The organism is Corallococcus sicarius, assembly GCF_003611735.1.
Taxonomy (GTDB): Bacteria; Myxococcota; Myxococcia; order Myxococcales; family Myxococcaceae; genus Corallococcus; species Corallococcus sicarius.
In genome coordinates this window covers 1-14,827 of sequence record NZ_RAWG01000244.1, presented here as the reverse complement: position 1 = coordinate 14,827, position 14,827 = coordinate 1, and the positions used below count along the sequence as shown (strand labels likewise).

11 protein-coding genes and 1 pseudogene are annotated in these 14,827 nt (G+C 70.8%); 4 read left to right on the top strand and 8 right to left on the bottom strand.

The genetic code is table 11. From position 1 onward, the window contains the following. The 5 genes and pseudogenes from D7X12_RS29735 to D7X12_RS29715 all read right to left on the bottom strand — a co-directional run. Positions 1 to 499, bottom strand: a pseudogene (locus D7X12_RS29735) (AAA family ATPase); the annotation flags it as partial. Between the two features lie 4 nt (positions 500 to 503). Continuing rightward, the gene (locus tag D7X12_RS29730; protein ID WP_120628633.1) at positions 504 to 3,932 is read right to left on the bottom strand and encodes an AAA family ATPase; all 3,429 of its coding nucleotides are present in this window, start codon (positions 3,930 to 3,932) and stop codon (positions 504 to 506) included. Positions 3,933 to 4,027: 95 nt separating this feature from the next. After that, the gene (locus tag D7X12_RS29725; protein WP_147443842.1) at positions 4,028 to 5,200 is read right to left on the bottom strand and encodes a hypothetical protein; all 1,173 of its coding nucleotides are present in this window, start codon (positions 5,198 to 5,200) and stop codon (positions 4,028 to 4,030) included. Positions 5,201 to 5,218: 18 nt separating this feature from the next. Beyond that, on the bottom strand, positions 5,219 to 5,944 hold the full coding sequence (locus tag D7X12_RS29720; protein WP_120628631.1) for an AraC family transcriptional regulator: 726 nt from the start codon (positions 5,942 to 5,944) through the stop codon (positions 5,219 to 5,221). A gap of 31 nt (positions 5,945 to 5,975) precedes the next feature. Next, positions 5,976 to 6,809: a metallophosphoesterase gene (locus D7X12_RS29715; RefSeq protein WP_120628630.1), complete on the bottom strand. Its 834-nt coding sequence runs from the start codon at positions 6,807 to 6,809 to the stop codon at positions 5,976 to 5,978. 383 nt (positions 6,810 to 7,192) lie between these two features. Here D7X12_RS29715 and D7X12_RS29710 point away from each other — a divergent pair, with 383 nt between their 5' ends. Continuing rightward, positions 7,193 to 7,846 carry a hypothetical protein gene (locus tag D7X12_RS29710; RefSeq protein WP_120628629.1) on the top strand — a complete coding sequence of 218 codons (654 nt, stop codon included), beginning with the start codon at positions 7,193 to 7,195 and terminating at the stop codon, positions 7,844 to 7,846. A gap of 21 nt (positions 7,847 to 7,867) precedes the next feature. On the opposite strand, the gene D7X12_RS29705 is transcribed toward D7X12_RS29710, so the two are convergent. Further along, complete coding sequence (locus D7X12_RS29705; RefSeq protein WP_120628628.1) at positions 7,868 to 9,187, bottom strand: amidohydrolase; 1,320 nt, start codon at positions 9,185 to 9,187, stop codon at positions 7,868 to 7,870. Positions 9,188 to 9,325: 138 nt separating this feature from the next. Between D7X12_RS29705 and D7X12_RS29700 the strand changes: the two genes are divergently transcribed. Together D7X12_RS29700 and D7X12_RS29695 are read left to right on the top strand one after the other, a co-directional pair. Beyond that, a complete protein-coding gene (locus tag D7X12_RS29700; RefSeq protein WP_120628627.1) occupies positions 9,326 to 10,072 on the top strand; it encodes a hypothetical protein in 747 nt (248 codons plus the stop codon). A gap of 111 nt (positions 10,073 to 10,183) precedes the next feature. Beyond that, positions 10,184 to 10,822 (top strand): hypothetical protein, encoded by a 639-nt coding sequence (locus D7X12_RS29695; RefSeq protein ID WP_120628626.1) that lies wholly within the window; start codon positions 10,184 to 10,186, stop codon positions 10,820 to 10,822. A gap of 35 nt (positions 10,823 to 10,857) precedes the next feature. Here the strand turns inward: D7X12_RS29695 and D7X12_RS29690 are convergent, their stop codons facing one another. Beyond that, the gene (locus D7X12_RS29690) at positions 10,858 to 11,316 is read right to left on the bottom strand and encodes a hypothetical protein (RefSeq protein WP_147443841.1); all 459 of its coding nucleotides are present in this window, start codon (positions 11,314 to 11,316) and stop codon (positions 10,858 to 10,860) included. A gap of 313 nt (positions 11,317 to 11,629) precedes the next feature. Here D7X12_RS29690 and D7X12_RS29685 point away from each other — a divergent pair, with 313 nt between their 5' ends. Continuing rightward, on the top strand, positions 11,630 to 13,903 hold the full coding sequence (locus D7X12_RS29685; RefSeq protein ID WP_120628624.1) for a Kelch repeat-containing protein: 2,274 nt from the start codon (positions 11,630 to 11,632) through the stop codon (positions 13,901 to 13,903). A 10-nt stretch (positions 13,904 to 13,913) separates the two neighbouring features. Here the strand turns inward: D7X12_RS29685 and D7X12_RS44605 are convergent. After that, positions 13,914 to 14,827: methyltransferase domain-containing protein (locus tag D7X12_RS44605; RefSeq protein WP_244224855.1), on the bottom strand; the 914-nt coding region annotated here is incomplete at its 5' end.

Below are 14,827 nucleotides of genomic sequence, written 5' to 3'. Positions count from 1 at the left end.
AGATGTGTGTAAGAGACAGCAGCAGCTCCAGGCGCTCGTGTCCGGTGGACCAGGCTTCGTCCAGGTCGTCCAGGTCGCGCTCCAGGCACCACGCGGACAGCCGGCGCGCGAGCGCCTGGGGCAGCGCGTCCGGGTTGTCGAGCGCGAAGCGGGCCTCGGGCAGCCGGGTGGGCGTCACCACCCAGAACTCATCGCGCGGCCACTTCTCCAGCAGCACGGCCATGCGGCCCTGGAGGACGACGCGCTTGTTCTTCTCCCGGTCCTTCGCCTCCGTGTCCACCTTGACCTGTCGCAGGGCCAGGTGGGGCGGGAGCTGGTAGGCCGCGACGTTGGCGGCGGGCTCCTTCTCGAAGCGCTCCATGACGGCGAGCGCCAGCTCGTCGCGGAGCGTGGAGAGGCTGGGGCCCATGCCGCTCAAGCGGGGCCAGAAGGCGGGCACCCACGCCTGCACCAGCCGTCCGCCGAGCGGTGACACCACCAGGGGCAGTTTGAGGTCCATGGCGTCAGTCCTCTTCCCGCGTGCCGAAGACACGCCATTGCAACCACGCTTCCAGCAGCGCTTCCATGTCCGGCCCCGTGGGCCCGTAGCGCTGCTTCACGCCGGTGCGCAGGTCCTCCAGCGAGCCCCCCACCATGTCGCTGGAGGAGGGACGCAGCCTGCGCACCTCCTGCTTCGTCAGCACCTTCTCCAGGTCCTCCAGCGCCGGCAGCGCGTACAGGGCCAGGGGCCGCGGCTCGACGCGCACGCGCACCAGCGCCGCCTGGCTGCCCTCGACGAAGCGGTGCACGCCGTGCTCGCCCGCCAGCAGCAGCGGCAGCGTGTCGCCGGTCACCTGCAGCGCGTACGCGGCGGGAGGCTGCTTCAATTCAGCGAGCGCCGCCTTCTGCTCCCAACCCCAGACGTACCGGAGGTCCTTGCGCGAGGGCTTCCTGGCTCCCGCCTTCGACTCCTTCGACTCCTTGGGCTCTTCGGGCAAGAGCAGCGCCCGCTGGTAGGAGAGGGATTGTCCCTGGGCCCAGTCCTCGTACGCCTTCGCCAGCAGACACAGGTGCGGCCAGGCGCCGCGCCCGGGGACGAGGAAGAGGGTGACGCCGCGCGAGATGGGGAAGAGGCTGGCGTAGATGCGCTCGCGCAGGGGATGGAAGGACCTGCGCAGCACGGCCACGTCGCGGGCGAGGGACTCCGCCTGTCCCACGGAGCGCGTGAGGTGTGCCTCGAAGAGGAGGTCCTCCACGGCCTCGGCCTGCTGCGCGCAGTCGCGGAACGCCTTGTCCAGCTCGCGCGCCTCGGACGACTTGCGCGAGGACTCCTCGGCCAGGGCCCGCTCCTCCCAGTACGCCGGCTGGCGGGAGGCCTTGTCGAAGACGGCCAGCTCGCGCCGCAGGCTCCGCATGGGCTCGGAGCCGCTCCAGCGCTGCACCTCCGCGCGCAGGCTCGCCGCGTCCTCCAGCACCTGTTCGATGGCCTGCCGTCCCACGCCCTCGGCGTCTCCGCCCACCGCCTCCGCGCGCAGCACCAGCCCCGCGTCGCCGGCCTCCACGAACAGCTTCACCGCGCCGCCTCGCGGGTGCGCGGCGAGCCACGCCGCCACCGGCACCACCAGCTCCCGCTCCAGCGCGCGCTTCAGGGGGCGGGCGCCGTAGCGCGGGTCGAAGCCGCGCGCGGCCAGCCAGTCCAGCGCGGACGGGGCGACCTCCAGCGCCGCGTCGTGCAGGGACAGGCCCGGGCGGCGGCACACGGCCTCCACCTCGCGCACCACCAGCCGGCGCAGCAGGTCCGCGGAGAGGGGAGAGAAGACGACGACGTCATCCAGCCGGTTGAACAGCTCCGGGCGGAAGAAGCGCTGCACCTCCGCGAGGTAGTGCGCGCGCAAGGCGGCGGTGTCGGGCGCGCCGCCAGAGGAGTCGAAGCCCACGCGGGCGCGCCAGGTGTCCGCGCCCAGGTTGCTGGTGAGCACGAGCACCGCGTTGCGGAAGTCGGTGAAGCGGCCGGACGCGTCGGTGAGGCGGCCCTCGCCCAGCACGCCCAAGAGCGCGTCGTGCACGGCCGGGTGGGCCTTCTCCACCTCGTCCAGCAGCACCACGCAGAAGGGCTGGCGGCGCACCGCGGCCGACAGGTGCCCGGGCGTCTGTCCGTCACCCAGCAGGCGCAGCAGCGCATCCGGGCCGGCGTACTCGCCCATGTCCAGGCGGACCATGCGCTCCTTCGCGCCGAAGAGCAGCTCCGCCAGGGCCTTGGACAGCTCCGTCTTGCCCACGCCGGTGGGGCCCACGAAGAGCAGCACGCCCAGCGGACGGCGCGTGTCGGCGAGGCCCGCCTTGAGCACGGACACCACCGCCGCCGCGCGCTCCACCGCCGCCTCCTGTCCCAGCACCCGCGCGGAGAGGAAGCCGCGCACCTGCTCCGGTTCCAGCGGGACGTCGTCGCGCAGGAGCGACTCGGGGATGCCGGACTCGGAGGCGAACTGGCGGATGGCGTCCAGGCGGGTGACGCGCGCCTGGGCGGCGTGCGCGCACGTGGCCAGCAGGCGGCGCAAGAAGGCCACCGCGTTGCCCACCTGGGCTCCGTACGGCAGGAAGCGGCGGCAGAGGAAGCGCGACTCATCGAGCGCCTCGGGCAGCACCTCCAGCGGCTTCGGCCCCGCGTCGTCCTCGGCCACGCGCGTGAGGATGCGGGCCAGCGCGTCCGGTGCCGGCTCCTCCACGCGCACCACGGAGAAGAGGCGGGCGAAGCTGGTGTTGCGGCGCTCCACCTGCGCCCACGTCTCCGGCGTGGCCTCGGCCACCACGGACACCTCGCGGGTGGCGAGCAGCGGCAGGAGGAGCTGCGCCACGTTCTGGTCGCTGTGCGCGCTCTTGCCCGCGTCCAGCAGGTCTACGGCATGGCCCAGGCAGAGGAGCGCGTGGGACTCGCTGGCCTCGCGGAAGCAGCGGATCACCTGCTGCTGCCAGTCGCCCATCATGCCTTCGCCCGCGATGAGGCGGCTGCCGTCGAGGAAGAAGAAGGGACGGGCGCGCTCGGACGCGGTGGCGGTGGAAGGGGTGCGCAGCGCCTGGGCGAGCGCGTGGAGCACCGCCGTCTTGCCCACGCCCGAGGGGCCCACCAGCACCACGGACTCCGCGTCCTTCGCGGACAGGCGCGCGCGGAGCAGCGTCACCAGGGCGTCCTGTTCGTACGCGGGGTCGAGCTGTCCGTCCTGGGCCAGCTTGTGCCAGGGCACGGCGATGCGCTCCAACGTGGGCGTGGGCGGCGGCTTCTCCGGCTTCGCGCCGGTGTCGCGGCGGCGGGAGCGGCGGCGCGGCTCCCACGAGTCCTGATCCAACGCGTCCTCGTCCTCGTCCTCCGGGATCCAGTCGGACGCGGACGGCTCCGCGGGCGCATCCGGAGGACGCGGTGGCGGGCGGATGTCCAGGTGGAGCTGGCGCGGGGTGAGGGCGGCGAGCGGGGTGGGCGTGGCCTGCACCTCCAGCTCCACCAGCGACTCCGTGCCCTCCGGGCGCAGCGCGAGCCGACGCGCGTCGGACAGGTTCTCCAGCTGCTCGCCCAGGTGGTCCGGCGCGTCCTTCGGGAGCACCTTGCCCTGGAACCACAGGTGCGTGTCGAGGCGCGGGATGTGCAGTCCGATGAAGGACTGGTGCGTGGGGGCGACCACGGCGGTGAAGTGCAGGGGCGAGACGCTGTTCGACTCCGCGCCCCAGACGGGGATGCCCGGCACCTCCAGCGTGTGGAGGACGCCGTCGGACGCGGCGATGAACTCCGGCACCCGGCGGGGGTGGACGCGGGTGAGCTGATCATCCAGCGCCAGCGTCAGCTCCTCGGTGGCCTTCTCCAGCGAATCCGCGTGCACGGCGAGGTGGGGCAGGGCCAACGGCGTGAGCGTGACCCGACGACTGGCGTGCCGCTGCACCCAGCATTGAAAGCGAAAGTTCATGGGCGAGGGCTCAAGCTAGCACGGCGCCGCACAGCGACGCCCCGGGCCCAGGGGAGCTGACAGGCATCCAGCGGCCCCTGCGCTGTGCCGTTGACCTACGTCCCTTCGGGCGGCATCCAGAGCTGCCCGGCGGGCAGTCCCAGCACGCCGGCCGCGGACGCGTGCAGCGACGCGGGCGCCAGCCGCCCCTCGTTCGCGGCCCGGCCCAGCCAGTCCTGGATGACGCCGCCAGTGCGCTCGAAGCCGTCGGCCTTGAGGAGCCCATACAGCCCGGCGGCGAGCACGTGCATGCCGTCATCAGCCTTGCGCCAGCGCTCGCGGGCCGGGACGGCGACGCCGAGCCGCTCGGTGATGAGCTGCTCCAGCGCTTCGGCGGTGTCCTCGTCGAAGAGGCCTTCGAGCGTGGTGTAGCCGAAGGCCGGGTCGTGGTCCGCGACGATGCGGGTGAGCAGCGGGTCGCGTCGCAGCACCTCCAGCGCCGCGCGGATGGAGGGATGTGCGACGTCGAAGGGCGGGTGCAGGATTTCGTGGGCCGCGTTCCGGATGATCAGCTCGTCGGAGTAGGTCAGGTGCGTCAGGAACCGCTGCCCGATGACCTTGATGCCGTGTGGCTTGGAGAAGTGCATCAGGTCGATGGCGATGTCCTCCTTCAGGGGGTGGCCCAGCAGCCGCTCCTGTTCGGCGATGACGTCCACGCCGGCCAATCGCTGTCGCAGCGCCGCCGCGCGCTGCTCCACCCGGTCTCCGAGCACGTCCCGGCGGAACGTGGGGAAGTCGGCGGCGGCCAGCGCATCGAGCACGCGGGCCAGCTCGGGGCGGGCGGTGAGGAACCAGTCCCAGGCCTCAGTCTTCCAGTAGGGGCTGGCGCGGAAGCCCGGGAGCAGCCGGGCCTCGGCGTTCGTGAGGGAGTCGCGCAGGTCCGCGAGCGTCTGCGTGGGCCCGGCGGAGAACACCACGCAGAGGAAGGGACCCATCAGCCGGTCCTGCGCCTTCGACGAGGCCTTGAGCTGCTGGAGCTCGGTGACGGCGTCCGAGGGAAAGCGCGGGCTGAACCGCGCCAGCTCCTCTGCGTAGAAGCGCGTGTAGAAGGAGTCTCCGGACAGGGGATTGAGGAAGCAGAGCGCGTCCATGCCCTCGGAGCCGGCGACCTTCCAGCGGGTCCGGGAAGGGGAAGCGGCCGATGCGGGCCGGGGGCTTCGGGAGGCGCAGCCCACCGTCGCGGCGAAGGGCAGGGCGAGCAGGGCACAGAGACAGTCGCGTCGGTTCATGCCCCCCGCGTGTAGTCGCTAGCGCCGGGCCGTTCTTGTATCCAGTTGACCGTCGGTCCGCGGGGCCGCGCGCCTCAAGGCCGCGGGCGTCCGTCCCGTCAGGGCGACGATGTCGCGGGTCATGTGCGCCTGGTCGCTGAAGCCCAACGCGAGGGCCAGCTGCGCGAGCGGCAGCGTCGAGCGCGGAATCCGTCGCCAGGCCTGGAGTGCGCGCACCTCGGCCCGGTAGCGCTTGGGTGAGACGCCATAGGCCCGCTTGAAGCCGCGAGCCACCGTCTCCACCGCGAGGCCCGTGGCCTCCGCCCACTCTCCGAGCCCCAGGGAGGGATTGTCGCGCAGCGCCGCGGCGAGCAGGTCCGGCCAGTCCCCGGGACCGGTGACAGGACCCAGCCGTGACGAGGCCACGAGCTCCGCGGCCGCGCGCGGATCCTTCTCTGCCAGCCGCACCACGGCATCCACGTCCCGCAGCAGTCCCGCCGTCAGGTCCGCCACCGAGGCGGGAAGCGGCAGGTTGAGGACGACGGCCCCGGTGGCGTGGAAGTGGTTCGCGTGCGACTCGAAGGCGCGGTGGAACACCACGGAGCCCGCGTGCAGCCGGAACCGCCCGGAGTCTCCTGCCTCCACATAGCCCCCGGAGACGACGATGGCGGTGTAGCCCGTCACGTGCCGGTGGCGCTCCAGCCGGGTCGCCGCCGTGAAGCGCTGCAGCGTCGCGGGTTCCATGGCGGTCATCGGCTCGGGCATCGCGGCCTCATGGCTCCTGGGACGGCGCGGCTCACTTCGTGAGCAACATCTCGGAGTACGTGTCGCCCTGGAAGTGGAAGACGCCGAAGGCATCCACTCCCTGTTCGACGCTGGCGAGGCAGCGCACCGTGGTCGCCCGCCCGGAGGCGTGGTGGATGGAGCCTCGGTAGGACCTGTGCATGTGGCCGCAGAGCACCAGCTTCGGCTGGAGCGCGTCCACGAGCAGCCGCGCGTACTCGTTGCCCACGGTGTCGGCATCCGGGCTGCGGCGCTTCCCCTGGAAGCTGGCGGCGTCGTCCGGGGCGATGATTCCCGACGGCCAGTCGTGGACGAGCAGCACGTCCGCGTGCCCCAGCTCCAGGGCCTGCTCGATGTCCCGTTCGTTGAAGTAAGTGAAGGCCCTGGTGGAGACGGAGCCCAGCGCGGAGAGGGGCGGGCGCGCGGCGCGGAAGGACTCTGCCTGGTAGATGCCGGACAGGCCCACCACGCGCAGGCCGTGCAGGTCCACGACACCCACGCGCCCCAGGTAGTGACAGTGGCGGATCAGCTCGAAGCCCTCGGGTTGCGTGTCGAGGTAGCCGTAGGGCTCGTGGTTGCCGCCAATGAAGTAGAGCGGCCACGGGAAGCCCCGCCGGGCCTGGTGGTAGGCCGCGAAGTCGCCCAGCTGCCGGTACTTCGCCGGGGCGGACATGGTGGCGAGGTCCGCCGCGTCGCGGTGGGGCTCGAAGTCACCGACCTGGAGGATGAAGTCGAACGGCCGGCGGAGGACCTCCGACTGGTGCCGCAGCTGGTCCACCATCCGGTTCATGTGTCCGTGGACATCCCCCACGGCGGCGAAGATGACCTCTTGGGCGTGGGTGGGCATGGCGTCAGGTTGAGGATCACCGATTCAGCGAGGACTGAACACCCTGTCGCTTATCCGCAGCGCGCAATGGCACATGAACTCGGCCGACCGCGAGCAGCTACCGCTACCAGCCCTGCATCCCTGACGGCCAGTCCACCTGGTAGCTCAGGACCCCCTGCGCTTCCAAGGTGGGGGAGACATGTGCACCGTTCCCAGGACCCTGAGGAGGGGACATGTCGGTGCGCCAGAGGCCAGGAGAAGCGGGGGCGCGGCGGATGGCCGAGCGTCCGGCCCCGAAGGGTCCGCTGGCATGCAGGGACCGCAAGGCGAGCCTGGGCTCGCAGGCATTGGCCGCAGCTCCAATCCCCAGCAGAGCTGGACGGCTGACGGAGACCGCTTCTGGATTGCGTCGCCTGATCTCGGTGAACGCCGGGGGGAGCACCTCCTCGAACGTCGCGACGGTGACCACACCGGCCACCGTGGCGGGCCTGGCCTTCATCAATGCCTCCCACGCGAGTGGCGGAGGTACAAAGATCAGCATTGCCTGCCCCGCGGGTGCGGTGGCGGGGACGGAGCTGTACCTGGGCGTCTTCCCGGGCGGCGACGCCGCGGCTCCGGTCTTCCCTGACTGGGACCTCGTGGCCGGCGCGACGGTGACCGGCGACTACGCGGGCTTCATCTACCGGCACGTGGCGCAGGCGGGCGACGGCGCCAGCTACAGCTTCCCACTGGCCGAGTGGTGGAACTGGCGGGTGGTGCTGGGGGCCGTGGCCGGAGGCGATGGGGTGGCCGCCACCGCGGTGGGCACGAACCACTGGCAGGACCAGACGGCCCCGCTGACGGTGACGGCCCCCGCGGGCAGCCTCCTCCTGCACTTCGCCGGCGGCCACTTCGGTGCCGTGCTCGGAGGCGGGGGGATGATGCTCAGGGTGACGGCCGACAACTGCGCGCTGCTCACCGAGGGGCCCGTGGCGGCAGGCGACTACACCCGGCGCCTGAGCGTGCAACATGCGCAGCTCAACGCCGCGATGCTGCTGGCCCTGAAGCCCAGACCCTGACGGAGACGCGAATGAGCGACCTCAGGGCTTGTCCAGCAGCTCCAGCGCGGAGGTGGTCAGCAGCGTGACGCCGGTGCGCAGCGTGCGCTCGCGGTCCGGCGCGTAGAGCGGGGAGTGCGCGGAGGGGAGCGTCTCCCCCGCGGCCTTGGCCTGCGCGAAGCGCTTGGGTTCGGTGATGCCCAGCCACAGCATCACGGCGGGCACGCCCGCGCGGCCGTACTCGGAGAAGTCCTCGCCGCCCATGACGGACGGCGCCTCGCTGAGGTTCTTCTCGCCCAGCACCTTGCCCACCGCATCCACCAGCCGCTTCGTGAGGGCGGGGTCATTGAAGGTGGCGGGCGTGCCTTCGGTGACGTTGACGTCGGGCGGGCGGGGCGCTCCGGAGGCCATCGCCTCCGCCTTGGCGATGCGCTCGATGCCGGCGAGCAGCGCCTTGCGCACCTCCGGCTTGTACGTGCGCACCGTGAGCTTCAGGCGCACCTCGTCCGGGATGATGTTGTGCTTGGTGCCGCCATGGATGGCGCCCACCGTGATGACCCCCGGCTCCAGCGGGCTCTTCTCCCGGCTGATGAGCGTCTGCAGCGAGAGGATGGTGCGCGCCGCCATCACCACCGGATCCACGGTGGTGTGCGGGTACGCGCCGTGACCGCCCTTGCCGTAGAGGGTGACGTCCACTGAATCCACGCTCGCCATCGCATAGCCGGGGGTGAACTGCACCGTCCCGGCCGCGGCGGTGGCCACGGTGTGCAGGGCCACGGCGAAGTCCGGCTTGGGGAAGCGCTTGAACAGGCCGTCCGACAACATCTGCCGGGCCCCCGCGCCAATCTCCTCGGCCGGCTGCCCCACCAGCATCAGCGTGCCCCGCCACCGGTCCTTCGTCCGCGCCAGCAGCGCGGCCGTGCCAAACCATGACGTCATGTGCACGTCGTGCCCGCAGGCGTGCATCACCGCGACCTCCGCTCCGGCCGCATCCTTCGCCTTCGTCTTGCTGGCGTAGGGCAGCCCCGTCTTCTCCTCCACCGGCAGGCCGTCCAGGTCCGTGCGCAGCATCACCGTGGGCCCCTTGCCGTTGCGCAACAGGGCCACCACGCCGTGCCCGCCCACCTTCGGCGTCACCTCGAAGCCGAGCTTGCGCAGACGGTCGACCAGCTTCGCCGCCGTCTGCTCCTCCTGGAGTGACAGCTCGGGCGTCTGGTGCAGGTCGCGGTAGAGCGCGTCCAGTTCGGGGTACAGCGCGTCCAGGCCCGCGAGGCTCGCGGGAGGGGGCGCCGCCGCGAGCACGGGGCCGCCGGGTGCCGTCAGACAGGCGAAGAGCAGGGGCAGCAGGGGCAGCGCTTTCATGAGGGAGCCTCCGGTCCGTCAGGGAGCGCACCACTACAGCACGGACCGTGACACCGGGGGGCGGTCTCCGAGCCTCCGGCGCGTGGGCAGTCCAGCGTAGGATTCCACTCCGTCGGATCGGACCTACAAGGGGGATGCATGAAGGCGAGCGGATTCGTGGTGATGGCGGTCGTCCTGGCGTGGACCGGCGTGGCGAGGGCGGAGCCCCGGCCGGCCCAGCTCCTCATCTGGGGTGGGGGCAAGGACACGGCCGAGGCCGAGACGGCCCTGGGCCGGTGGCAGGAGCGCGCGAAGAAGAACGAATGGGAGGGGGCGCTGAAGGTGGCGGAGGGCTACCCGCGCATCGTCCAGAGCGCCGCCGTGCCGGGGCTCAAGCCGGGCTTCGTGGTGGTGGTGCTCGGAGCCTGTGAGCCGGCAGCGGGGCCGAAGGTGCTGGAGACGCTCAAGGCCTTCGAGCCCACCGCGTACGCGCGCGACGTGACGTGGGCGGAGCCCCTGGCGTGTCCCGAGCTCGGCCCCAAGTGGCGTGTCATCCAGTCGAAGTCGTGGAAGAAGAAGGAGGGAACCCTGACGGCCGTGCTGCTGGAGACCCTGCCGAAGCATGAGCCGAGGGAGACACGGCAGGTCCTGCGCGTGATGCTGCGCGCCCCCGACGGGCGGCCCCTCGGCTCGGACGAGCGCAGCGGCTCCCTCGGCGAGGAGCAGTTCACGCCCACCCTGGACGGAGCGGGGCCGACGGTGAGCTATGTCACCGTCGGGCCCGGCTGCACGGCGGGCCCGAACATCACCGAGACGAAGGTGAAGTACCGCATCGACGGCGACACGCTGACGCCCCAACTGCGCGAGCGGCTCCTCGTGGACAACACCCACAACTGCGACCAGTGAGGGTCCACCCTCCCAGGGGTTTGGGCTCACGCGGGGAATAAGCGCGAGGCCGGGCGTAACAGGGTGGGGCCCAACGCAGGTCTGCTCTTTTTCGCCCCACGGAGTCATCGCATGCGCCTCACCTCGTCCGCCGCCCTCCTGTTCGCCGCCTCGCTCGCCACCGCCTGTGGAGGCCCGCTGGAGGATGACGCTCCGTTGCCGGGACAGGCGGGCGACGTCGCCACCACCAGCGATGAGCTGGTCGTGTTCCCGCCGCCGGTCATCCCGTGCATCACCAGCAGCACGGTGCTGGCGCAGCCGGACGGCGAGACGGTTCCCTACGTCTGGAACTGCCGCAGGACGGGCTTCGTCCCCACCTACGCGACGTCAGTGGATGCCACGTATCACCAGACGTCCTGCGCGAACCAGTTCGTGGTGGACGTGACGAACATCGGCGGCAGGTTGGCCAAGCCCTTCGTGGAGGCCGTCCCGAGCCCGTACCCCGCCACCCAGTCGGCCTGCAACGCCCTGTCCGTCACGGGCTACGCCTGGGCGATTCCCAGTACCACCTGGGAGTATCTGGGCACCGTGACGGGCACGGGCTCCTGGACCCCGGCGATTCCTGGCGTGCCCGGCTACTGCCGGTTGCGCTACTACATCCCCGGTAGCTCGGGTTACTCCAAGGTGCGCGTGAGCGGCACCGCGACGTCGAATGGCGTGAAGATCCGCGTGCGCGCGGGCGCGGAGATCTTCGAAGGCAATCCCTGCTGAACCCCAACGTCCGGGCTGGCGCGGAGAGGGGCTCTTCAGGGGAGGAACTCGAAGTGGAATGTCTTCGACGCGTTGGGTTGGCCTGCTCCATTCCTGGCGACCACCCGGATGAACCCATCCAGGAAGTCTGTCTGACAACCCGCCTGGCCCACGGGATCCACCGTGACGTCGAGCCGCGAGAGTTCCTGCGGACCAGGCTGTGCTATCGGGGGCGTCGTCGTCATCGCCTCCAGCCGGAGGAGATGCTGGAGCTCTCCGGATCCGCTCGCGCACCTCCAGGAGACGTTGTAGCTCTTGAGATCGCCGTGCCCGTCGTTGCCCTCCACCGTCGCGAGCGAGGTGCTGGCGATCCAAGACTCTGGATCACCCGCGGTCGCGATGACACGGATCCTGTAGAGACGTGAGATCTTGCGAGTGACATCCTGGGAAAGGATGCTGATGGCCTCCGTTTCAGGAATGGGTTGCCCGTCCCGCCTCTCCAACTTGATGTCCACGTTCAAGAACCCGGGAGGGGTCGGGTCCGTGGGAGGAGTTGGGGGGAGCGGCTTCGGGGGGCAGGCCGAGAGGGTCAGCCCCAACGAGAGAAAGATGACTCCGCGCCGGACCTGTAACTTCGATGGAAGCATCTTCCTCTGCCTTCCCGAGAGCTGAGCGGCGGCGGAATATCCGGCGGAAAGCAAACGTCGACCATCGTCCCCGTGTCCTGCGCTCAGTCCCTTATGAGACTGCGCACAGGCCACCTGGAGCAGTAGCGAGAACAACCTCCCCCTGCTCCATTGCGGCGCATTCGCATCACAAGGGGGGGACATGAAAAAGGCATTCACCTGGTGGACGGTGGCGCTCACGGTGGCGCTGCTGGCGGGCTGCTCTGACGCTTCCCCGGGCGCCGGCTCGGCCCGGTTCGCCGTCTCCATGCCCCAGGCCCTCGCCTCCAACATCTCCCGCGTCTCCGTCACCTCCAGCGCCTCGGGCATTCCCTCCGTGACCGTGGACCTGGCACCCACCCACGGCGTCTGGGGCGGCATCATTGGCAACATCCCCGCTGGCGCCAATCGCTCCTTCCGGGCCCAGGCCTTCGACGCTTCGGGCAGCGTGCTCTTCGCGGGCTCTGCTTCCCGCATCACCATCGCTGAAAACCAGACGAGCCTCGTCGCCATCACCCTCCAGCAAGTCAATCCACCGCCTCCCTTCGGCAATGAGGCCCCGCTCATTGACTCCCTGGTGGTCTCCTCCACCACCGTGCCCGCCGGCGGCTCAATCTCCCTGGTGGCCACGGCCCATGATCCCAACCCGGGCGACACGCTCTCCCATGCCTGGAGTGCCACGGCGGGCTCCTTCTCCTCGCCCTCCGACGCCTCCACCTCGTGGACGGCGCCTGTCTCCACGGGCATCCAGAGCCTCACGCTCACCGTGACGGACTCACGGGGCCTGTCCTCCCGCATCGTCCTGGCCGTCAACGTCACCCTGGGGGGCGGAGAGGGAGATGCTCAGCTCTCCATCTCCTTCAACAGCTCACCTCAGGTGGCCTCTCTCACGGCCTCTCCCACGCAGCTGATCGTCGGGCAGACGACCGCTGTCTCCGTCTCGGCCTCGGACCCGGATGGAGACCGCCTCTCCTACGCCTGGAGTGCCTCCTGCGCCGGCTCCTGGATCAACGCCTCCTCCAGGTCTGCCCGGTTCACCCCCTCCCTGCTGCCTGCCGGCTCCTGCAACAACTGCCGCCTGACGGTCTCGGTTTCGGACGGACAGGGCGGGCTGAACACCGGCACCGTGGCCCTGTGCATCCGCGACACGCCTCCTGCTCCCCAGTTTCCCCCCGTCATCATTCGCAGCTACCGCTCCTCGGACTCCGCGTCCCCGGGCCAGGTGCTCACCTACGAAGTGGTTGCCAGCGATCCGCAGGGCGCTGCCCTCTCCTTCGCCTGGGCGGCGACGACAGGCTCGCTGGGCCAGGAGAGCCACGACGCCCTCCGCAGCCGCATCACCTGGACAGCCCCCGCGTGTGTCAGCGCCGGCACACCCCCGACCGTCACCGTCACCGTCACCAACGCCTTCTCCCTCACGGCGACCCGGAGCTTCGCGGTGACGGGGCTGCCGGCCTGTGGCCCCTCGGGGAACTGGACGATGACGGGCCCCATGGGCGGGGAATCCCGCAGGGTCCACACCGCCGTGCTGCTACCTGGCGGCAAGGTCCTGGTCGTGGGGGGAAGCCTGGACACCGCCCGCGCGGCGGAGGTGTACGACCCGGGCTCGAACACCTGGAGCTTCACCCGCCCCATGGTCGAAGTTCGCGTTCTGCCCACGACGACGCTGCTGCCCAACGGCAAGGTGCTCGTCGCGGGGGGCTCCTACGAAGGCTTCCTCGCGACGGCGGAGTTGTACGACCCGGCCTCGGGCACCTGGAGCCCTACCGGCTCCATGGCGGAAGCCCGCTTGTGGCATACGGCGACGCTGCTGCCCAACGGCAAGGTGCTCGTCGCGGGGGGCAACAACGGCACCAGTGAGGGCCTCCTGACGGCGGAGTTGTACGACCCGGCTTCCGGCACCTGGAGCCCGACCGGCTCCCTGCCCGAACCCCTTGGCAGATTGGCGACGGCGACGCTGTTGGCCAACGGCAAGGTCCTCGGCGCGGGGGGCTATTACACCAACGGAACCCCCCTCACGACGGCGGAGGTGTACGACCCGGCCTCGGGCACCTGGAGCGTGACGGGCTCCATGCTCGAGCCCCTCATCGGCCCGGCGATGCTGCTGCCCAACGGCAAGGTGCTCGCCGTGGGGGGTGGGGCGTCCGAGTTGTACGACCCGGCCTCGGGCACCTGGAGCGCGACCGGCTCCCCGCCCCAGCACTTCAGCGACGCGGCGACGCTGCTGCTCAGCGGCAAGGTGCTCTCCGTGGATGCGTTTGGTGCGAAGGCGGAGTTGTACGACCCGGCCTCGGACACCTGGAGCCCTACCGCCAGCCTGAACGTGGATGCTCGCGACAGAATCACAGCGACGCGGCTGCTGGATGGCAGGGCGCTCATCGTGGGGCCCACCATCGGCGACGACGATCCGGCGTCGGCGGAGCTGTACACGCCCTGAGCTCCACCCCTCACACGAAGCCAGCGCTGCGCAGGACCATCACGTCCGCGAAGTCCACGCGCTGCGGCGCGAGACACAGCGCCCCCTGTGTCACCTGCTCCAGGAAGTGCTCGCCGTAGTCGAGCCGGGGGCCCTGGGCGTACACGGTGATGTCCCGGGCCCGCGCGACGGCCCCGAGCGTCCGGGCCACCGCGTGCGCCACCTCTCCCCAGAAGGGGAAGTACAGATAGAACGCGGTGCCGTCCGACAGGTCCACGTCGCGGACATCCGCGTGGATGAACTCCAGGTTCGGCAGCGCGAAACGCGCACCATTGCGGCGCGCGGCTTCGACATACGTCTGTCCAAGCTCCACGCCCTTGACCCGCGCCGCGGAGCTCGCGGCCACGGTGATGGCGAACTTCCCGTTGCCACAGCCCAGGTCGTAGACCGTGTCGCGCAGCCCGGGACTCGTGACGGTCAGGAAGTCGGAGATGCGCTGGGCCCGCGAGGCCATGTTCACCTGACCGAACGGGGGCCGGTCCTGGCCGGTGGTGATGCGGGAGATGCGCAGCAGGCCCTCCAGCCAGTCATCCGCCGCCGTGCTCGCGCGGCCCGTGGCCTCGGTGAAGCCCAGCCCCTCCCACCGCGCCCGGAAGTGCGCTGGTGAGAGCGCTCCCGTTCGAAGCTGCTCGGCGACGTCCGCTCCGGACGCATCCAGCGCCTGCGTCACACAGAGCGCTCGCGCCACCAGGGCCGCCCACAGCGCCGCGAGCTCTGGACGCCCCCGCACATCCAGCAGGAGCAGCTCCGGCTCCACGTTCTCCTGCACGAAGGCGAACCGCTCGAAGAGCTCCCACTGTGCGCCCAGTCCCAACGTCCGCAAGTCGCCAGGGACGAGGAGGGCTTCGGCGCGTTCGACCCACCAGGGGGAGGCGGGGGGAGTGG